This window comes from Streptomyces sp. NPDC017979 (assembly GCF_044328175.1).
Classification (GTDB): domain Bacteria; phylum Actinomycetota; class Actinomycetes; order Streptomycetales; family Streptomycetaceae; genus Streptomyces.
Window position 1 is genome coordinate 584029 of record NZ_JBIRGU010000001.1, and the last position, 20144, is coordinate 604172.

At 72.3% G+C, this 20144-nt stretch carries 17 protein-coding genes; 5 read left to right on the forward strand and 12 right to left on the reverse strand.

Annotated elements, in window-relative coordinates; genetic code table 11:
• The first annotated feature begins 172 nt into the window (after positions 1 to 172).
• Complete coding sequence (locus ACH4E8_RS02475; RefSeq protein ID WP_398443567.1) at positions 173 to 1687, forward strand: zinc-dependent metalloprotease; 1515 nt, start codon at positions 173 to 175, stop codon at positions 1685 to 1687.
• Complete coding sequence (locus ACH4E8_RS02480) at positions 1684 to 2247, forward strand: NUDIX hydrolase (protein WP_398443569.1); 564 nt, start codon at positions 1684 to 1686, stop codon at positions 2245 to 2247. Before ACH4E8_RS02475 ends, ACH4E8_RS02480 begins: the two co-directional genes overlap by 4 nt.
• Positions 2248 to 2317: 70 nt before the next feature.
• Here ACH4E8_RS02480 and ACH4E8_RS02485 read toward each other — a convergent pair whose 3' ends face one another.
• The 4 genes from ACH4E8_RS02485 to ACH4E8_RS02500 form a co-directional block, all read right to left on the reverse strand.
• A complete protein-coding gene (locus ACH4E8_RS02485) occupies positions 2318 to 3058 on the reverse strand; it encodes an AIM24 family protein (protein ID WP_398443571.1) in 741 nt (246 codons plus the stop codon).
• A 19-nt stretch (positions 3059 to 3077) separates the two neighbouring features.
• Complete coding sequence (locus tag ACH4E8_RS02490) at positions 3078 to 3758, reverse strand: AIM24 family protein (protein ID WP_361963920.1); 681 nt, start codon at positions 3756 to 3758, stop codon at positions 3078 to 3080.
• A 14-nt stretch (positions 3759 to 3772) separates the two neighbouring features.
• A complete protein-coding gene (locus ACH4E8_RS02495; protein ID WP_398443573.1) occupies positions 3773 to 5407 on the reverse strand; it encodes a TerD family protein in 1635 nt (544 codons plus the stop codon).
• A 157-nt stretch (positions 5408 to 5564) separates the two neighbouring features.
• The gene (locus ACH4E8_RS02500; RefSeq protein WP_398444694.1) at positions 5565 to 6236 is read right to left on the reverse strand and encodes a M48 family metallopeptidase; all 672 of its coding nucleotides are present in this window, start codon (positions 6234 to 6236) and stop codon (positions 5565 to 5567) included.
• 378 nt (positions 6237 to 6614) lie between these two features.
• Here ACH4E8_RS02500 and ACH4E8_RS02505 point away from each other — a divergent pair, with 378 nt between their 5' ends.
• Both ACH4E8_RS02505 and ACH4E8_RS02510 read left to right on the forward strand, forming a co-directional pair.
• The gene (locus ACH4E8_RS02505; RefSeq protein WP_398444696.1) at positions 6615 to 7769 is read left to right on the forward strand and encodes a ThiF family adenylyltransferase; all 1155 of its coding nucleotides are present in this window, start codon (positions 6615 to 6617) and stop codon (positions 7767 to 7769) included.
• A gap of 62 nt (positions 7770 to 7831) precedes the next feature.
• Entirely contained in the window at positions 7832 to 9316 is a 1485-nt protein-coding gene (locus ACH4E8_RS02510; protein ID WP_398443575.1) for an ABC1 kinase family protein, read from the forward strand.
• 136 nt (positions 9317 to 9452) lie between these two features.
• Here ACH4E8_RS02510 and ACH4E8_RS02515 read toward each other — a convergent pair whose 3' ends face one another.
• The 5 genes from ACH4E8_RS02515 to ACH4E8_RS02535 all read right to left on the reverse strand — a co-directional run bounded on the left by ACH4E8_RS02515 (position 9453) and on the right by ACH4E8_RS02535 (position 13339).
• Complete coding sequence (locus ACH4E8_RS02515; RefSeq protein WP_398443577.1) at positions 9453 to 9650, reverse strand: hypothetical protein; 198 nt, start codon at positions 9648 to 9650, stop codon at positions 9453 to 9455.
• 109 nt (positions 9651 to 9759) lie between these two features.
• Entirely contained in the window at positions 9760 to 10086 is a 327-nt protein-coding gene (locus tag ACH4E8_RS02520; RefSeq protein ID WP_398443579.1) for a hypothetical protein, read from the reverse strand.
• Positions 10083 to 10460 carry a WhiB family transcriptional regulator gene (locus tag ACH4E8_RS02525; RefSeq protein WP_361529502.1) on the reverse strand — a complete coding sequence of 126 codons (378 nt, stop codon included), beginning with the start codon at positions 10458 to 10460 and terminating at the stop codon, positions 10083 to 10085. Before ACH4E8_RS02525 ends, ACH4E8_RS02520 begins: the two co-directional genes overlap by 4 nt.
• Positions 10461 to 10648: 188 nt before the next feature.
• Positions 10649 to 11005 carry a hypothetical protein gene (locus tag ACH4E8_RS02530; protein WP_398443581.1) on the reverse strand — a complete coding sequence of 119 codons (357 nt, stop codon included), beginning with the start codon at positions 11003 to 11005 and terminating at the stop codon, positions 10649 to 10651.
• Positions 11006 to 11170: 165 nt separating this feature from the next.
• Positions 11171 to 13339 carry an ATP-dependent DNA helicase UvrD2 gene (locus ACH4E8_RS02535; protein WP_398443583.1) on the reverse strand — a complete coding sequence of 723 codons (2169 nt, stop codon included), beginning with the start codon at positions 13337 to 13339 and terminating at the stop codon, positions 11171 to 11173.
• A gap of 337 nt (positions 13340 to 13676) precedes the next feature.
• Here ACH4E8_RS02535 and ACH4E8_RS02540 point away from each other — a divergent pair, with 337 nt between their 5' ends.
• On the forward strand, positions 13677 to 13934 hold the full coding sequence (locus ACH4E8_RS02540) for a mycoredoxin (RefSeq protein ID WP_361963903.1): 258 nt from the start codon (positions 13677 to 13679) through the stop codon (positions 13932 to 13934).
• A gap of 63 nt (positions 13935 to 13997) precedes the next feature.
• On the opposite strand, the gene nudC is transcribed toward ACH4E8_RS02540, so the two are convergent.
• The 3 genes from nudC to ACH4E8_RS02555 form a co-directional block, all read right to left on the reverse strand.
• Positions 13998 to 14948, reverse strand: coding sequence for an NAD(+) diphosphatase (gene nudC / locus ACH4E8_RS02545; RefSeq protein WP_398443585.1), 951 nt, complete (start codon positions 14946 to 14948; stop codon positions 13998 to 14000).
• Positions 14949 to 15086: 138 nt separating this feature from the next.
• Positions 15087 to 16484 (reverse strand): dipeptidase, encoded by a 1398-nt coding sequence (locus ACH4E8_RS02550; RefSeq protein WP_398443587.1) that lies wholly within the window; start codon positions 16482 to 16484, stop codon positions 15087 to 15089.
• A gap of 54 nt (positions 16485 to 16538) precedes the next feature.
• Positions 16539 to 20078, reverse strand: a complete 3540-nt coding sequence (locus ACH4E8_RS02555; RefSeq protein WP_398443589.1) for an ATP-dependent DNA helicase — start codon at positions 20076 to 20078, stop codon at positions 16539 to 16541.
• Positions 20079 to 20144 lie beyond the last annotated feature (66 nt).

Consider the following 20144-nt stretch of genomic DNA (forward strand, 5'->3'; position numbering starts at 1 on the left):
CAGTACGTACTCGAACGACGCGTACGGACCAGGTGGCGTCCATCCTGCCGCAGGCCACGAGCCGACGGAGCACCGAGCCCATATGCGGGCCGGGATGTCTACGCTGGGTGGTGTTGTGGAGGGCATTTCGCCGTCGGCCAGGAGCCGGCGGCCCTAGGAGCCGAGGAAACCCGTGAGTGACACCCCATTCGGATTCGGCCTTCCGCCGGAGGAGCCGGAGCCCGGCGACGAGGGCAAGAAGAAGGATCCCGCTTCCGGTGGCGGCGGCGCCGGCGGTTCCTCGCCCCAGAATCCCTTCGGATTCGGCATGGGGCCCGGCGGCGGGGACAATCCGTTCGCGGCCATGTTCGGTTCGCTGAACCCCAATGACCTGGGCGCCGCCTTCCAGCAGCTCGGCCAGATGCTGAGCTACGAGGGCGGCCCGGTGAACTGGGACATGGCGAAGCAGATCGCCCGCCAGACGGTCTCCCAGGGCACGTCCGACGGCGTCAAGGACGAGTCCGTGAGCGCCACCGACCGCACGGCGGTCGAGGAGGCCCTGCGCCTGGCCGACCTGTGGCTGGACGGCGTGACGTCCCTGCCCTCCGGTGCGAACACCGCCGTGGCGTGGAGCCGCGCCGAGTGGGTCGAGGCGACGCTGCCGGCGTGGAAGCAGCTCGTCGACCCGGTCGCGGAGCGCGTGGGCACCGCCATGGGCGGTGTGCTCCCGGAGGAGATGCAGGCCATGGCGGGCCCGCTGATCGGCATGATGCGCTCCATGGGCGGCGCCATGTTTGGCCAGCAGATCGGGCAGGCCATGGGCGTGCTCGCCGGTGAGGTCGTCGGCTCGACGGACATCGGGCTGCCGCTGGGCCCCGCGGGCAAGGCCGCGCTCCTCCCGCTGAACGTGGCGGCGCTGGGCAAGGACCTCGGCGTCCCCAAGGAGGAGGTGCGGCTGTACCTCGCCCTGCGGGAGGCGGCCCACCAGCGCCTCTTCGCCCACGTCCCGTGGCTCCGCTCGCACCTCTTCGGTGCCGTCGAGGGGTACGCCCGCGGCATCAAGGTCGACACCACCAAGCTGGAGGACGTCGTCGGGCAGTTCGACCCGTCGAATCCGGAGCAGCTCCAGGAAGCGCTCCAGCAGGGCATGTTCCAGCCGGAGGACACCCCGCAGCAGAAGGCCGCCCTGGCCCGCCTGGAGACGGCTCTCGCGCTCGTGGAGGGCTGGGTGGACGCAGTGGTGCACGAGGCCGCTGCGAGCCGTCTGACGTCCGCTGGGGCGCTGCGGGAGACGCTGCGCCGTCGGCGTGCGTCCGGCGGGCCCGCCGAGCAGACGTTCGCGACGTTGATCGGCCTCCAGCTCCGTCCGCGGCGGCTGCGGGACGCCTCGCGGCTGTGGGCCTCGCTCACGGACGCCCGCGGGGTGGACGGCCGCGATGCCCTGTGGGAGCACCCGGACATGCTGCCGACCGCCTCGGACCTGGACGATCCGGACGGTTTCGTCCACCGCGAGCAGTTGGACTTCTCCGAGCTGGACAAGATGCTCGGCGAGGCCGCGTCCGGTGACGCCGGCGCGAAGGGCGGCCGGGCCCCCGAGGGCGACGGGAGCCGCGCAGCCGACGACAAGCCCGAAGGCGGCCCCGAGGGCAAGAGGGACGACGAAGGCGGCCAGGACGGCCAGTCCGGTCAGGACGGCGCCGGTCGATGAGCCTGCACGATGACGCCGTCCTCGTACTGAAGGGTTACGAGGACGGGGGCGACGCTGCTCAGGCCGGGCTGCGCCAGCAGTACCTGGACCATCTGGCGGCCCACCCGGACGGCATGTGGAAGGCGTGCGGCGTCGGCCACGTCACGGCCAGCGCCCTGGTCGTGGACCCGGAGCGCCAGCAGGTGCTGCTGACGCTCCACAAAAAGCTCGGCATGTGGCTCCAGATGGGTGGCCACTGCGAGCCGGGGGACGAGAGCCTGGCCGCGGCCGCGCTGCGCGAGGCCACGGAGGAGTCGGGCATCGAAGGGCTGACGCTGCTGGGCCCCGGCCCGGACGGCGCCGCCCCGATCGTCCTGGACCGGCACGCGATCCCCGCTCCGTGCCACTGGCACCTGGACGTGCAGTACGCGGCGCTCGCGCCGGCCGACGCGGTCGCCGCGATCAGTGACGAATCGTTGGACCTGCGCTGGTTCGGTTACGACGAGGTGCCGGACGTCGCGGACGCCTCCGTCGTACGGCTCGTGGCGCGGACCCGCGCAGCGCTGCTGCGCCAGGGCTGACGTCCACCGCGGTCGTACGCGTAAGGGGCGCCCTCCATGGGAGGGCGCCCCTTACGCATGGTCGTGTGGCTCAGTTCCAGGCGTTGTTCCGGTTCTGGCCGTCCGCGCCGAACTGGCCGCGCAGTCCGCCGCCGATCGACGCGTTCTGCGGCGGCATGACTTCGCTGGGCTGCACCAGGACGAAGCCCTGGCCGAGGAAGCTCAGCTCCCAGCCCTCACCGGTGCTGCCGCGTCGGGTGCGGACGCTGGTGGAGGTGGTGGGCGCCTGCATCTGCACCCGCAGCCCGGTCGACCAGGCCACGATGGCGTCCGAGTCCACGTTGACGTACGACTCCGGCGTGACCGGGAGCATCAGCGGCTGGCCCGAGGTCATCAGGGCGACCTTGCCCTGACCGCTGATGTTGAGCTGGTACTTCCCGGACCCCGAGATGCCGTACTCGCTGTCGACGGCCAGCACCTCGGTGTTCAGCTGCGAGTCCAGCGCCAGGACGTAGGAGCTGTCGACGGTCATGCCCCCGCGGTCGACGTCCACCAGGTGGACGTGCTGCGCGAGGTTGGCCAGGTACACGGTGCCCTGGCCCGAGCAGCGCATCAGGTCGAGGCCCTCGCCGGTCCGGGCGCGCGAGCGCCGCTGGCTCGGCGATTGGTACTCGCCGTCGAAGTCGATCATCCCCTGGTAGGCGACCATCGCGCCCTTGCGGGCCAGGACGTCGTCACTGCCGTTGAGGGCGACCCGCAGCAACTGCGGGTTCTGCACGGCGAAGCGCTCTTGGGTCTGCTGCTCGCCGTAGGTGAAAAGTGGGCTCTGCATGGCTGTTCTTCGCTCCCCCTCAGCCCCGGATCCGCAGCCGGTCGGTGTTGTCCTCGCTCGGCTGGACGACGACGATGCCCTCCCCGGAGAAGGCCATCTGGTACGCCTCGCCGGTGCCGCGCCCGATGAGGGCGCCCGCCTTGAGGCTGCGCTTGGCCTTCACCTTCAGATTGGGCGACCAGGCCACCAGGGCGTCCGGGTCGACGTAGGTCTCGTCCTGGCCCCGGCCGGAGTCCACGACGATCGGAGTGCCGCGGGAGGTCAGGGCCACCCAACCGGTGCCCGCGATCTCCACGTTCCACAGGCCGGTGCCGGCGAGCTTGGCCATGCCCTTGACCTTCTCCACGCTCCACTGGAGGTGGGCGTCGAAGGCGAGCACGTTGCTGCCGTTGACCGAGAGCGAGTCGTTGTTCAGATAGATGACGACGACGTCCGCGCCGTAGTCGGCGAGGTAGAGCACGCCGTCGCCGTGGCAGCGCATGATGGGCGCGCCCTCGCCGGTGGCCCACTGCGCCACGGCCTGCCGGGCAGCCGGCGGATTGGCCTCGTACTGGACGAAGCCCTCGTAGGCGACCATCGAGCCGGTGCGGGCGAACAGGTCCTGGCCGGTGGCCATGGCGACCTTGAGCATGGTGCGGCCGTGGTTCTCCATCCGGGCCGCGAGGGGGGTCGGGGCGAAGCCCGCGAGTTGCTGGTTCATGTCTTCGGGCTCCCTCAGACCTCGTAGGGCTGGACGACGATGAAGTTGCCGGGCGCGCCCCGGAACTGGAGGTTGACCGTCTCCCCGCTGTGCCCCGGGTACGCGTTGCGACGCAGCCGCACCTGGCTGGCGAGGACCACCTGGGACGCCGCCGACCAGGCCACGATGGCGTTGGCGTCGGCGAAGGTGGTCGGGGTGACGGGCAGGACGACGGGGGTGCCGTGCGTCTTGACGACGACGGTCCCGGTCCCCTGGAACTGCAACGTGAACAGGACGCCGCCGGGGATGCCGTGGCCCTCGATCCTGCGCACTTCGTACTGGAGGGACTCATCGAACGCGAGGACGTTCTCCGCCGAGACGCAGATCGCGTCGCCCTGGAGCTCGATGGGGTGCAGGTTGGCGTTGTTCTCGGCGAGGAAGACCTGACCGCGGCCCGTGCAGCGCATCAACTGCATCTCCTGCCCGGTCGCGTTGCCCACGATCCGGCTGGCGAAGCCGCCGCTCTTGTGGCTGAAGTCCACCTTGCCCTGGTACATCACCATGCTGCCGGAGCGGGCGAGGACCGCGGTGCCGCCCATGGAGACGTCGGCCCGGATCAGGTACGGGTTCTGCGGGGTCCAGCGCTGGCCGGCGGGGGTCTCCCGGTACGCCTGGAGCGCGGCGTTCAGCCCGGGGCCGGCGGCCGGCATCCCCTGGGGGACGCCGCCCGGCACACCGCCCTGCACGCCGGTCTGGCCGTACGCGAAGGGCGCCTGCTGGACGAAGGCGCCGGGGGCGGGGGCGCCCGGCGGCGGGGCCATGCCCGGCATCTGACCGGGGAATTGGCCGGGGGCCTGGCCCGGCATCTGGCCCGGGACCTGGCCCGGGACCTGGCCGAACTGCGGCTGTACGGGCTGGGGCGGCTGTCCGTACGGCGCCGGCGCAGGCGGTGCGGGCGGGGCCGGCGGAACTGCGCCCTGCGGCATCGGAGCGGGTGCCGGCGCAGGCGCGGGCGGCACGACCGGGCCGCCGAAGGCGGGGGCCGGCTGCGGCGGCTGCGGCGCCGGCGGGGCGGCTACGGGGGCCGGCGCGCCGAAGGCCGGCGGCGCGGCCTGGGGCGTGGGCGCCGCGACCGGCTGCTCCTCGGCGACCTCACCGCCGAAGTTCTTCAGCAGCGCTTCCAAGCCGCCGTCGAAGCCCTGCCCGACGGCGGCGAACCGCCACACGTCCTTCAGGTAGAAGTCACCGAGCATCACGGCGCGCTCGGTGGTGAACTCCGAGCCGTTGAAGGGGTAGCGGGCGACTTCTTCGCCGCCGGCCACGATGCGGATGTAACCGGGGCCGACCTGGGACATCTGCCCGGCGCCGTCGATCGTGGCGGTGAAGGAGAGCTTGGTGATGTTCGCCGGGATGCGGTCGAGCGTCACCCGGAACGACTCGGTGTCGCCGGATTGGGCGCCCAGCAGCTGAAGGGACTCCTCCGGTGACTTCGGCTGGTTGAAGAAGATGAAGTACCGGTCGTCCGAGAGCCGTTCGTCGGCGTCGAGTCCGAAGCAGCTGATGTCGAAGGTGAGGCCGGGCGCGGCGATCTGCACGCCCACGTACAGATCCGTACCCGCAGTCAGATCACTGATCTTGGCCTTGTGGCCCCGTTGGAATTCCCTGGCCATGCGTAACGACCGTCCCCCATCCCGATAAAAAGATTGCGTCGCGCCAGGCTAACTGCTGGGTCCGGCATTCAGCCAAGGGGTCATCGCGCGCCGGGACGAATTCGATACGTGGAGATCGACGGTCGGTCGCCGGTCCCTCACTCCTGGTCGGTGCGGGTCACTCCTGGTCGGTGCCGGGCCGGTGAGGCAGGCGTTCGGCGGCGACGACCCCTTCGAGGTAGCCCCTGGCCCGCTCGGTGCGCGGATACGCCTCCAACAGCTGCCAGAAGCGGGGCCCGTGGCCCGGGACCAGGAGGTGCGCCAGCTCGTGGACGAGGACGTAGTCCACCACGTACTCGGGCATGCCCTGGAGTCGGTGGGAGAGGCGGATGCTGCCCTCGGCGGGGGTGCAGGAGCCCCAGCGGGTGTTCTGGTTGGTCACCCACCGCACGGACGCGGGACGGGCGCGCCCCTCGAAGTACTGGGCGGACAGACGCTCGGCCCGGTTGGCGAGTTCGCTGTCGCCGAGGGTCCGCTTGCTCTCCTGGGCGGCCAGCTTGTCCAGCATCACGCCGACCCAGCGGCGCTCTTCCGCCTCCGACATCCGGGCGGGGATCAGGACGATGGTGCGGTCGCCTTCCCGGTACGCGGAGACGGTCCTGCGCCGGCGGGGACTCCTGCGGACCTCGACGGCGCTGGTGCCCGAACTTCTGGCGGCTCGCGGCTTCCGGGGCGCGGGCGGCGGGCTCTCCCGGGCCGGGTCAGCGGAGACGGCAACATCAGCCGGATCAGCCGGATCAACGGGTTCGACGAGATCGGCCGGGGCAGTCGGATCGGCCGGGTCGGGCAGGGCGGGCAGGTCGGGCGGACGGATCAGGTCGGGGGCGCCGGTCGTCTGAGGGTGCCCCGCCGAGTCGGTCGGACCCGTTGCGCCGTCGTGCGGGCCTTCTACACCGCGCTGCGGGGACTCCCCAGCGACGCGCGGGGAAGGATCGACGGACACCCCACGACCGTACCCGCTGAAGGGCCGGGAATCACCGCCTCCGCAACGGTTCTCCGCTGAACCACTCCATGGCTGCAGCATTTGAACGACTAATGCGCCCCCCTGTGGATAACTTTCCTCCCGCCTCGGCAGGACTGGGCATTCTGTCGTCAGAAGCGCTCGACGGGGCGCATTTCGCAGGGATATTAGGGACGTTTCGATTGGACGGGGGTTGGGGCCGTGGAGATGCACCCGATGGTGAAGCCTGCCTTGCGAAGGGCTTGGCGCGAGCGGCAGACCGTCCAGTTCGGCGTGGCACCGGTTCATGCGGTGTCGTTGGGCCCGGTGGACACCGCCACCGGCTCCTTCCTCCAACTGCTCGACGGCACTCGCGGCATGCCGCTGCTGCGGGCGGAGGCACGGTCGATGGGCCTGACCGAAGACCGGGTCGACGCTCTGGTCGACCGGCTGGCGAAGGCGGGGCTGCTGGACGACCCGACGGCCGGCGGCCAGCCGGTCAAGGCGCTGACGCGACGGCCGGGCGCCGTCGATCGGCTGAGGGCGGACGCCGCGTCCCTCTCCCTGGTGCACCCCGAGCCGGGCGACGGGCTGCGTCGATTGGCGGCCCGCAGGGCGATGCGCGTCCAGGTCAGAGGTGCGGGACGGGTCGGCGCGACGGTCGCGGCGCTGCTCTCCGGCGCCGGTGTGGGCAGCGTCGAGGTGGTGGACGGCGGCAGCGTGGCGCCCTGGGACGTAACGCCCGGCGGGCTGCCGAAGGAGTCGGTGGGCGAGCGGCGGGACGTGGCGGCCCGCGGACTGGTGCGGCGCTCGGCACCACTGCGCCCGCCCCGTTCGACGGCCCGGGGCGGTCCGGGTGTCCCGGCCGGTGGTGAGCCGGCCCGGTCACTGGTCCTGGTCTGCCCGCGAGACGGCTTGGCGGCGTACGCCCCGGATCCGGCGACGGCCGTCGACTGGATCAGCGCCGAGGTCCCGCATCTGTACGCGGGGGTGATCGAGACCACAGGGGTGGTGGGCCCGCTGGTGTTGCCCGGGCGCAGCGCCTGCGCCGGCTGTCTGCAATGGGAGCGGACCGAGCGCGATCCGGGGTGGCCGCGGCTGTTGGCGCAGTGGCGCTCTGGCGGGCGGCGGGCCCCGGTGCCCGCCTGTGACCTCGCGCTGGGGACGGCGGTCGCGGGGCTGGCGGCGGCCCATGCGCTGGCCTACCTCGACGACCGGTCCCCGCTGCATGCGAACGCGCGGTGGGAGACCTCCCTGCCCCTGCTCGACTGGCGGCGGCAGCAGTTCGTGCCGCACGTCGACTGCGCGTGCGGAGCCTGGGGGAAAAGTGGGGGCCGGGACGCCTCCGGCTTCGCCCCGGCTCACGAGACAATGGCCGGGTAACCGCTTCGGCACCACGCCGATGGGCTCACGCGGCACGGCTTGTCTGGGATTTGGAGGGGCTCATGTCTGATCTTCCCCGGAAGGCGGTCACCCGGACCGCCAAGTTGGCCGCCCTGCCATTGGGGTTCGCCGGCCGGGCCACCTGGGGGCTGGGCAAGCGGATCGGAGGCAGGTCCGCGGAGATCGTCACCCGGGAGCTGCAACAACGCACGGCCGAGCAACTGTTTAAGGTGCTCGGTGAGCTGAAGGGCGGTGCGATGAAGTTCGGGCAGGCACTGTCCGTCTTCGAGTCCGCCCTCCCCGAGGACGTCGCCGGCCCCTATCGCGCCGCCCTCACCAAGCTGCAGGACGCCGCTCCCCCGATGCCGACCCGCACGGTCCACGCGGTGCTGGCGGAGCGACTGGGCGAGGAGTGGCGGGAGCTCTTCCAGGAGTTCGAGGACAAGCCGTCGGCCGCCGCCTCGATCGGCCAGGTGCACCGTGCGGTGTGGCACGACGGCCGCGAGGTCGCCGTGAAGGTGCAGTATCCGGGGGCGGGGGACGCGCTGCTCTCGGACCTGACGCAGCTGAGCCGGTTCGCCCGGCTGTTGGGTCCGCTCATCCCGGGTATGGACATCAAGCCGCTGATCACGGAGCTGCGCGACCGGATCTCGGAGGAGTTGGACTACGGCCTGGAGGCCCAGGCCCAGCGTGAGCACGCGGCGGAGTTCGCCGAGGACCCGGACGTGCTGGTGCCTGACGTGGTGCACCAGTCGGACCAGGTGCTGGTGACGGAGTGGATCGACGGGATACCGCTCGCCGAGGTGATCTCTGGCGGCTCGCCGGAGCAGCGGGACCGCGCGGGGCAGTTGCTCGCCCGGTTCCTGTTCTCAGGTCCGGCACGCACCGGCCTGCTGCACGCTGACCCCCACCCGGGGAACTTCCGGCTGTTGCCCGACCCCGACGGCGAGAGCTGGCGGCTGGGGGTCCTGGACTTCGGGACGGTCGACCGGCTGCCGGGCGGGCTGCCGTCGACGATCGGCGACTGCCTGCGGATGACGTTGGAGGGCGAAGCCGAGGCGGTGTACGCGATGCTCTGCGAGGAGGGCTTCGTCAAGGAGGAGATCGACCTCGACCCGGATGCGGTACTGGAGTATCTGCTGCCGATCATCGAGCCCGCCGAGGTGGACGAGTTCACCTTCACCCGGAGCTGGATGCGCACGCAGGCCGCGCGGATCGCTGACATCCGCTCCCCCGCGCACCAACTCGGCAAGCAGTTGAACCTTCCGCCGTCGTATCTGCTGATACACCGGGTGACGCTCAGCACGATAGGCGTGTTGTGTCAGCTGAATGCGACCGTGCGGCTGCGGGACGAGCTGGAGGGGTGGCTCCCTGGTTTCCTCCCCGAGTACGACGACGCCGACGAGCACGACGACCACGACATCAACGGTGATGGCGGTGATGGAGGGAGCGGCGCTGAAGCGGGTGTGGCTGACGTCGATGCCGGCCGGGGAGAGTCTGGAGAGGCCGGCGGCGAGGAGGCCGTGAAGGCAACGGCGACGCCGTAGGGGCGGGGGCCGGGGCGGAGCGAATGGCTAGGAGACCCAGGGTCCCGGCAGTTCAAGGGGCTCCGGGAAGCCCGGAAGTCCCAGGAGGCCAGGGAGGCCAGGGAGGCCAGGGAGGCCAGGGAGTCTTCGGGTGGCGCTACCACCAGGCGGAGTCGAGGCGGCCTTCGATCGCTCTGATGTTGGCGCGGGCGCATTCGTCGCAGAAGTAGCGGCGGGTGCGGTTCTCCACCGAACAGGTCCAGGTGGGCTGGGCTCCCTTGGCCTTCTTGCCGCACCGGGCGCACACGACGGTGGCGCCCTTCCCGTCCGGGAGGGGGTTCTGCTGCTGTTCCACGTCGTGACGATAACCCCACCGAGGAGCGGGGCGGGGGCAACGCACCGCGGGGGCCGATCCGTTAGGAACGGCCCCCGTGTGGTGGGTGTTGGCGTCAGCCGGTGGCGCGTCAGTTCATGACGGCCATGGCGAGCGCGCGACGGGCACGCATCGAAACGCGCTCGGCGCGGCGCTGCATGCGGCGGGCGGTGATCAGGTGCACCGCTCGACGTTCCGTCTCGGCTTCACGTAGGCGCTCGTGCATATGCGCACGGGCGAGGGCTTCTGGGATGAGTTGCATGGCGCGGGTCCTGTTCTGACGCGAGGCGGTCGCGCCGGTGATGGTCACTGCTGGAGTCGCGGAGCCCGAAGGCTCGTTCGTGGAAGGGGGCATGGGGTCCTGCTTCTGAAGGGGATCGTGCGCGTAGGGACGGTCGATGGTTCCGTTGGCGTTCATGCCGAGACCGGGTTCTTGCGCGGACGACCACGGGGCCGCTTGCGGGCGACGACGACGCCCTGGACGAAGAGCTCTCCGCCCCAGACGCCCCAGGGCTCACGCCGGTCCTTGGCGCCGGCGAGGCACGCCTCCATCAGCGGGCAGGTGCGGCAGAGGGACTTGGCGTACTCGACGTCGGCCGGCGACTCGGCGAAGAAGACCTCCGGGTCGTAGGAGCGGCACGGGACGGGCACGTCGAGGTTCTCGATGGCGTCGTCGAGTGCGGTCAGGGCGGTGGGCGCGGTCGGCGCGGTCAAAGCGGGGTCCTCCGTGTGGGCGGGCGGGGAGAGCGTCTGGGCAGGCGGTACGGACGGGGCGTGCGCTTCGAGTTGCACGGTGGTGTCTTTCCTCGTCTTGTCGGTCCGGCCGGTGGCCGGTTGGTGGTCCCCCGACGGATCCGGGGGGCTGGTACCGGGTGTTGCTGTCCCGAGGCCCCTGGGGCTGCTTTCCCGACCGGGGAAAGCAGAAGGGCCGCGGATCCCGAGTGGGATTCCGCGGCCCTGAAGGCGCCGGCCTGATCGTGTCAGGCTGGATCGCTCCAGGGTTCGAGCCCACGGAAGGCCCACTTGGTGTGGTGCTGCGTCTGCTTCGGGGTGACGGCACTGGCTGCCGCAAAGGCATAGACCCGGGCCTGTGCCAGTCCTGCTTCCAGTGCCTTCGTCGGTCGTTCGGCGCGCTCCTCGCGCAGAACGGGGAGACGTCCGGCCATGGAGATGGCGGGAGCGCCGGCCAGGCCGCCGGACATACCGGTGCCCTTGCCGAAGCGGGTGCCATTGGCAGCGAGCAGCGACGTCGAGAAGCCGAGCGAGCAGACGGAGACGACGGCCGAGCGATCGGCCATGGACTGGAAGTTGATGAAGCTGGTGTTGTTGGTGATCACTGGACTCGCCTCCTCTCGGCGTCTCGGGGACCGGCCGGGGCCGGTCACGCGTATTCGGATAAGTACATCACGAGGACAGGGCTTCAGAGAAGCGCCTGTTCTCGTGGTTAAGAACCTATGGGGACGGTCGGGGCATGCGCAAACTATTTTTCCGACGAGTTTTTCTCAGGACTCCTCCGACTCGGTCTCCACGTCCTGGCCTGCGCAGATGGCGAGGACGTCGGCTCCGAAGCGGTCCAGTTTGCGGGCGCCGACGCCAGCGATCATGGACAGCTCGCCCTCGTCGTCCGGGACGGCTTCGGCGATGGCCATGAGCGTCTTGTCGGTGAAGACGCAGTAGGCGGGCTGGCCGAGCTGCTTCGCCTGGTCGGAGCGCCACTCGCGCAGCCGCTCGTACAGCCCCTCGTCCATGTCGGAGGGGCAGTCCTCGCAGCGCATCAGCTTCATCTCGCCGGCGTCCGTGAGCGTCTTGCCGCAGACCCGGCACAGCACGGGGCCGCGGCGCTTGCGACGGCTGCCGCGCTCGACGCCGCCCGCCCCGCCGGCGCCCCGGGAGCCCGGGGCGGCGGAGCCGGGCCGCAGCCCGTTCAGGAAGCGGGTGGGGCGGCGGGAGGCGCGGCCGCCGGGGGCCCGGGACAGCGCCCAGGACAGCGACAGATGGAGCCGGGCGCGGGTGACGCCGACGTAGAGGAGCCGGCGCTCCTCCTCGACCTGTTCGTCGGTCTTGGCGTGGGTGATCGGCATCATGCCTTCGGTGAGCCCGACGAGGAACACCGCGTCCCACTCCAGACCCTTGGCCGCGTGGAGCGAGGCCAGGGTGACGCCCTGGACCGTGGGGGCGTGCTGGGCCGCGGCGCGCTCGTCCAGCTCGGCGACCAGGTCGGCGAGGGTGGCGTCCTCCTTGGCCCGGGCGAAGTCCTCGGCGAGGCGCACCAGGGCGGCCAGCGACTCCCAGCGGTCGCGGACGGCGCCCGAGCCCGCCGGAGGTTCGCTGGTCCAGCCCTTGGTGGAGAGAACGGCGCGGACTTGAGACGGCAGGTCCTCGGCGTCGTCCAGCAGGGCGTCGTTGCCGCCGGCGCGGGCGGCGCCGCGCAGGGCGATGCCGGCCTCCCGGACCTCCTGGCGCTCGAAGAAGCGCTCGGCGCCGCGGAGCTGGTAGGGCACGCCGGCGTCCGCGAGGGCCTGCTCGTAGACCTCCGACTGGGCGTTGATCCGGTAGAGGACGGCGATCTCGCCGGCGGGGACGCCGGCGGCGATCAGGTCGCGGATGCGGTGGGCGGTGCCCTCCGCTTCGGCGGGCTCGTCCGCGTACTCCGTGTAGCCCGGCTCGGGGCCGGGGTCCCGCTGGGAGATCAGCTCCAGGCGGTGCTCGGCGGCCCGGCCGCGGGCCTGGCTGAGCAGGCCGTTGGCCAGGTGGACGACCTGGGGGGTGGAGCGGTAGTCCCGGACGAGCTTGACGACCGTCGCCGTGGGGTGGCGGGTGCGGAAGTTCAGCAGGTGGTCGGGGGTGGCGCCGGTGAAGGAGTAGATCGTCTGGCTGGCGTCGCCGACGACGCACAGGCTCTCCCGGTCGCCCAGCCACAGGTCCAGCAGGCGCTGCTGGAGGGGGCTGACGTCCTGGTACTCGTCGACGACGAAGTGCTGGTACTGGCGGCGGATCTGGTCGGCGATGTCGTGGCGGTCCTGGAGGATGCCGACGGTCAGCAGCAGCACGTCCTCGAAATCAATCACCGCGCGATCACGCTTGAGCTGCTCGTACAGCCCGTAGATCTGGCTGATTTCCGATGGGTCGCGAGGGATGTCGCGCAGCGCCTTGGCGGCGGCGGCCGCGTAGTCGGCGGGGACGGTCTGGGTGACCTTCGCCCACTCAATTTCGCTGGTCACATCACGTAGCTCATTGCGGTCGAGCCGGATTCGACAGCGGGCCGCGGCCTCCGCGACGAGCTGGATCTTGCGCTCCAACAGCCGGGGCAGCTCGCCACCGATCGCTTTCGGCCAAAAATACTGGAGCTGGCGCAGCGCGGCGGAGTGGAACGTGCGCGCTTGGACGCCGCCGGCGCCGAGCTGGCGGAGCCGTCCGCGCATCTCGCCCGCGGCACGGTTGGTGAAGGTGACGGCCAGCACGCTGGCGGGCGGGAGTATGCCCGCGCGCACCCCGTAGGCGATGCGGTGGGTGATCGCACGCGTCTTGCCCGTGCCGGCGCCGGCGAGGACACACACCGGACCGTGCAGGGCGGTCGCCACTTCGCGCTGCTCGGGGTCGAGCCCTTCGAGCACCGCGTCGGCGGACGCGGGGACCTGGGGGAAGAGGGAGGAGTGCGTTGCTGCTGTCACCCCGCCATGCTGCCAGGTCTCGGGGGGCGGATGCGGCCGTTGTCCACAGCCGTCGCCGGATTGTCGTACCGGGACGGAAGGGACGCCGGCCCGTCCGCCCGGCGGGATCCGGGAGGCCCCGCACCGGACACGGACGCAGATCCCGCACCGGATGCGGACGCAGACCCGCACCGGCAGAGACGCAGACCGGTACCGGGTACGGGCGGGGACCCGGTACCGGGTACGGGAATCGTCAGCAGGTCACGTACGTTCTACGCGGTGCGAGCCGCACCGCGAGGGTGCGAGGGCGCCCCAGCCAGACCGAGCGTGACCCAGCGAGCCAGAGGAGCCAGCGACGATGTCGGGGACCGTGACGATGTACAGCACCACGTGGTGCGGCTACTGCCGTCGACTGAAGAGCCAGATGGACCGTGAGGGCATCGCGTACAGCGAGATCAACATCGAGAACGACCCGGACTCCGCCGCCTTCGTGGAGAAGGTGAACGGCGGCAACCAGACGGTGCCCACCGTCCAGGTCGTGCCCGTCGGCGGCGGCGCCGAGGTCGTCATGACGAACCCGAGCCTCGCGCAGGTCAAGCAGGCGCTCGGCGCCTGACGCGGGGCCGAAGGCCCCGCGCCCCGAAGGCCCGCCCTCCCGTCGGAGGGCGGGCCTCGTGCGTCAGGCCGCGGCGGCGCCCTGTCGGGGCAGCGGCCGGCCGTACCACGTCTCGATCAGCCGGGCCGCGATGGAGATCCCGTACGGCGGCAGCACTTCGCCCGACGCGAAGGCGGACGCCAGCTCCGTGCGGGAGAACCAGCGCGCCTCGTGCAGTTCCTCGCCGTCCACGGTGATCTCCGCCGAGGTGGCGCGGGCCGTGAAGCCGAGCATCAGGCTCGACGGGAAGGGCCACGGCTGGCTCGCCACGTAGTCGACCGCGCCGACGGTCACCCCCGCCTCCTCGTTCGCCTCCCGCCGCACCGCCTGCTCGATCGACTCGCCCGGCTCGACGAAGCCGGCGAGGGTCGAGAACCGCCCCTCCGGCCAGTGCACCTGCCGGCCGAGCAGGGCGCGGTCATCGGCGTCGGTGATGAGCATGATCACCGCCGGGTCGGTGCGCGGGTAGTGCTCCGCCCCGCACGCCGGGCAGCGGCGGATGTGCCCCGCCGCCGCGATGACCGTGCGCTCCCCGCAGCGCGAGCAGAAGCGGTGGTTGCGCTGCCAGTTCTCCAGGGCGACGGCGTGCACCAGCAGCCCGGCGTCGCGCGGCGACAGCAGCAGCCCCGCCTCCCGCAGCCCCGCGGGCCGCGCCGACTGGTCCATGCGGCCCGGCAGCGAGTCCTTCTGGAGCGCGAAGTAGCGCACCCCGTCCTCGTCGGTGCCGAGGAAGTAGCGGTGGGTCTCGGTGACGGGCGCCTCGAAGGTCGGGGTCATGACCAGTTCGGTGCGGCCGTCGGGGGTGTCGTCGATCAGCGCCCGGCCGCCGGAGACCACGAACACCCGCGTCGTCGGGTGGCTCCACGCAGCCGCGAGCCACGCCTCGTCGAGGCGGTGGTGCGCCTCGCGGTCGATCCCCGAGGGGGCGGTCAGGCTGATGGGCCGATCTGCGGTGACTTGGCTGTCGGTGCTCACGTGCTTCCAACTCCCCCGGACGGGTTCCAGTTCAGCGGTTCAGCGGTCGAGCAGCTCGGCGATCGGTCCTACTGCTCGACGATCGACTCGATGCGCTCGGCTCGGCTCGGTGCGCTCGGCTCGATGCGGATCAGGGGTTCAGCGCAGCGCCTGTCCCAGGTCCCCCCACAGGTGGGCGGCCGTCTCCACCCCCTTGAGGAGCAGTTCCACCTCCACCTTCTCGTTCGGCGCGTGCCAGCCGTCGGACGGTACGGAGATCCCGAGGAAGAGCACCGGCGCGCCCAGCACGTCCTGGAGGTCGGCCGCGGGGCCGGAGCCGCCCGTGCGCGTGAAACGGATCTTCTGGCCGTCGAAGGCCCGGCCCATGGCCCGTACGACGGACTGGAGCGCCGGGTGGTCCAGCGGGGTCAGGCAGGGGCGGGTGGCGGCCGCGAAGGTGAGGTCGTAGCGGATGCCGTCGGGCACGCGCTCCGCCACCCAGCGGCTGACCGCGACCTCGATCGCGTCCGTCTGCTGCCCCTCGACCAGCCGGAACGTCAGCTTCAGCAGCGCCGAAGCGGGGATGATCGTCTTGCCGCCGGCGCCCTGGTAGCCCCCGCCGATGCCGTTGACCTCGGCGGTCGGCCGGGCCCAGATGCGCTCCAGGGTCGAGTAGCCGGCCTCGCCGAGCGTGCCGGAGGAATGCGCCGTCTTCAGCCACTCCGCCTCGTCGAAGGGCAACTCGGCGAAGAGCTCGCGCTCGGCGTCGCTCAGCGGGGTGATGCCGTCGTAGAAGCCGGGGATCGCGACGCGCTCGTCGGCGTCGTGCAGCGCGCCCGCGAGCCGGGCGGCGACGGTCGCCGGGTTGGGCACCGCGCCGCCGAAGGCGCCGGAGTGGATGTCCTGTTCCGGCCCGTAGAGCTGGATCTCGCAGTCCACCAGGCCGCGCATCCCGGTGCAGACCGTGGGCGTGGTCTCGGACCACATGCCGGTGTCGGAAACCATCACGACGTCCGCTGCGAGCTGCGGCAGGCGCTGCTCGATCAGGGCGCGGAAGTGCGGCGAACCGACCTCCTCCTCGCCCTCGACCAGCAGCTTCAGATGGACGGCGGGCGCGGTCCGGCCCGTCGCGGCCAGATGGGCCCGCAGGCCCAGGGTGTGGAAGAAGACCTGCCCCTTGTCGTCGGCGGCGCCCCGGGCGTAGAGCCGGCCGTCGGCGAACCGCGGCTCGAACGGGTCCGAGTGCCAGCCGTCCGCCAGCTCCGCCGGCTGGACGTCGTGGTGCCCGTAGACGAGCACGGTCGGCGCCTGCGGATCGTCCGACGGCCACTCCGCGAACACCGCGGGAGCCCCGGCCGTCGGCCACACCTCGACGACGGGGAACCCGGTCTCCGTCAGCTTGGCGGCGAGCCATTCGGCGCTGCGCCGCACGTCCCCCTCGTGCTCGGGCTGGGCCGACACGGAAGGAATGCGCAGCCACTCCGCGAGGTCGCCGAGGAAGGCGTCGCGGTGCTGCTGGACGTACGTACGGACGGCGCTGTCCGGGGTCTCGCTCATGCGTATGAGCCTAACGGGCGTCGCCGACCCCCTCCGCAGCCGTCCGCACCTCGGTCACCGCCCCGCGGCCGGATCCGGCTCCGGCTCCGGCCGACCGGGCGCCGGCTGCGGCGGGCCGCCCAGCAGGATGCGTTCCAGCTCGGCACGGCCGGGCAGCGACGCCGGCCGGACGACCTCTCCGCTGCGCACGAAGACGAACGCCGCGCCGACGTCCTCGGGCGCGAGCCCGTGCTGCTCCGCCCAGGCGAGCCGGTAGATAGCGAGTTGGAGCGGGTCGGCAGCCGTGGTCCGCCCCGTCTTCCAGTCGACGATCTCGTACCCGCCGGCCGGGGCGTCGGCACCGGACCGGGTGCGGTACACGGCGTCGATGCGGCCCCGGACGACCCGGCCGCCCAGGGATATCTGGAACGGCGACTCGACCCGGTACGGGGTGCGCCGGGCGTACGGGGTCCGCTCGAACGCCTCCTTCAGCTCGGCCAGATCCCGTTCGTCGTCGATCTCCACGGCGTCCGGGCCGCGGTCGTCGCCGGGCAACTCGTCCGGGTCGAGCAGGGGCAGCGGCAGCGCCTCGAAGCGGGACTCCACCCAGGCGTGGAAACGGGTGCCGCGGCGGGCCGCCGGCTGCGGCGGGCGCGGCATGGGGCGGGCCAGCTCCTGGGCGAAGCCGTCGGCGTCCTCGGCGAGGCGCACCAGTTGGGACGCGGTGAGGGCGGCCGGGAGGGGCACTTCGCGCACGGCGGCGCGGGTGCGGCGCAGCTCACCGGCGAGCGCGTCGAGGTCGCGGTCCCAGGAGGCGATGGCGCGCGCCTCCTCCGGGGTGAGCTCTCCGGGGTCTCCGGGGTCTCCGGGGTCCCTGGGGTCCGCGTCGTGTTCGCGCGGGGGCGGGTCCGCCTGGTGCGGTACGGATACGGGTACGGTCCCGGGGTCGTCGGGTGGGTCGTACGGGTCGTACGCAGGCTCCTCCAGGTCGTCCGGCGCCTCCAGGTCGTCCAGGCCCTCCGGGAACAGCTCGCCCCCCTCAGCAGGGGCGCCGCGCTCCTGCGCCTGCTCCTCTGCCGGTTCCCGTAGGTACGCCAGTACGGTCCGCGCCGCCTCCCTGCGGCGGGCGAGGGAGACCGGGTCCAGCGGCAGCGGCCAGGCCCGGTCCGGCCCGGTCTCCTGGAGTGCGGGGTTCTCCGCGTCCTTCTCGGGCTCGTCCGCCCACGCCTCGATCTCCCCGTGCCCAGCGGCGCAGTGCTCGTACAGCGCGTCGAGGAACGCGGACGGCCCCCGCCTGCGCTTCTGCGTCGGGCCCCACCAGTGGGCCGAGCCGAGCAGGAGGGAGCGGGGGCGGGTGAAGGTCACGTACCCGAGACGCAGTTCCTCCGTGCGCTGGTGGTCCTTCATGGCCTCCTTGAAGGACTTCAGCCCCTTGGCGTCCCAAGCCGTGACGTCCGGGAGGGTGGCCGCGTCGCCGCGCAGTGCGTGCGGCAGCACCTGGGGGTGGGACGTCCACGCCTCCCGTCCGCGGTCGCTCGGGAACTGCCCGGCGACCAGCCCGGGGACGGCGACCACGTCCCACTCCAGCCCCTTGGACTTGTGGGCGGTGAGGATCTTCACCGTGTTCTCGCCGCCCGGCAGGGCGTTGTCCAGGCCCTTCTCGTACTGGGCGGCGGTGCGCAGGAAGCCGAGGAAGGCGAGCAGTGTGGCCTCGCCGTCCAGCGCGGCGAAGCCGGCGGCGACGTCGAGGAAGTTCGCCAGCGTCTCCCGGCGGCGGGCGGCCAGCGCGTGCGGGGACGCGGACAGCTCGACGTCGAGGCCGGTGGTGCCGAGGACCCGGTGCAGGACGTCCATCAGCGGGTCGGCGAGGGAGCGGCGCAGCTCCCGCAGCTCCGCGGCCAGGTGGGCGAAGCGCACCCGGGCGTCCGCGGAGAACGGCAATCCGTCGTCCCCGCGCGGAGCCGTGCCGGAGCCGGCCTCTGCGTACGGGTCGAGGAAGGTGTCCAACGCGTCGGCGAGGGAGATCACCTCGGCCGGGTCGGTGCCCTCGACGGCGGCGGCGAGCCGTTCGTCGACCGCGGCGGGGTCGCCGGCCCCCGCCCGGTGCACCAGCAGCCGGGCCCGTCGGCCGAGCAGCGCGAGGTCCCGTGCGCCGATCCGCCAGCGCGGGCCGGTGAGTAGCCGGACGAGCGAGGCGTTGGCCCCCGGGTCCTGGAGGACCTCGCAGACGGCGACCAGGTCGGCCACCTCCGGCAGGTGCAGCAGCCCGGACAGCCCCACGACCTCGACCGGCACCTCGCGCGCCACCAGTGCGCCCTGGATCTCGGGGAAGTCGCCCGCGGTGCGGCACAGCACGGCGATCTCGCCCGGTGGCGTGCCGGTGCGCACCAGGTGGGCGATCGAGTCGGCGAGCCAGGCGATCTCCTCCGAGTGCGTCGGCAGCAGGGCGATGCGGACGGAGCCGTCGGCTTCGGCTCCGGGGGCTGGGCGCAGCGCGGCCACGCCCTCGTGCCGGGCGCGCAGCGGAGCGGCGAGGTCGTTCGCGAGCTGGAGCAGCCGGCCTCCGCTGCGGCGGTTCTCGCTGAGCGCGTACCGGGTGGCGGGGGTGCCGTCGCGGTGCGGGAAGTGCTCGGGGAAGTCGTCGAGGTTGGCCACGGACGCACCGCGCCAGCCGTAGATCGCCTGGCAGGGGTCGCCGACCGCGGTCACGGCGTGCCCGGCGCCCCGGCCCCGTCCGAAGAGTCCGGAGAGCAGTAGGCGCTGGGCGACGGACGTGTCCTGGTACTCGTCGAGCAGGACGACGCGGAACTCGTCCCGCAGGATCCGGCCCGTCTCCGGCCGGCCCAGCGCGAGCTGCGCGGACAGCGCGATCTGGTCGCCGAAGTCCAGCAGCTCGCGGGAGCGCTTGGCCCGGCGGTAGCGGACGGTCAGGTCCAGCAGCTCGCGGCGGGCGGCGACGGCGTCGGGGATCTTGCGCAGCTCGGCGTTGCTGAGCCGGACGCCGTCGGCGCTGCCGCTCAGCGTTTCGGCGAGTTCCGCGTCGTACGCGGCGAGGCGCTCGGGGTCCACCAGGTGCTCCGACAGCTCGGCGTCGAGCGCGAGCAGATCGCTGACGAGGGTGGGGAACGAGCGGGTCAGCGCGGGGTACGGCCCCGGTGCCTCGCGCAGCACTCGGGCGGCGAGCTGGTAGCGGGTGGCGTCGGCGAGGAGCCGCGCGGTGGGTTCGAGCCCGATGCGCAGGCCGTGGTCGGTGAGGAGCTGTCCGGCGAACGCGTGGTACGTGGAGATGCGGGGCTCGCCGGGCGGATCGTCCGGGTCGATCACGTCGGGATCGGTGACGCCGGCGCGGACGAGGGCGGTCCGGACGCGCTCGGCGAGCTCGCCGGCGGCCTTGTTGGTGAACGTCAGCCCGAGGACCTGCTCGGGCGCGACCTGTCCCGTCCCGACGAGCCAGACCACCCGCGCGGCCATGACCGTCGTCTTCCCCGACCCGGCCCCGGCGACGATGACCTGCGGCGCGAGGGGCGCGGTGATGCAGGCGATCTGCTCGGGCGTGAAGGGAATGCCGAGGAGCTCCTTGAGCTGCTCGGGGTCACGGAGACGGGGCGCGGTCACGGGAAAAGGCTAAGCGGCGGGTGTGACAGGGGGAGGTGGACGGCCTCGCCGTTGCGGCGCGGATGC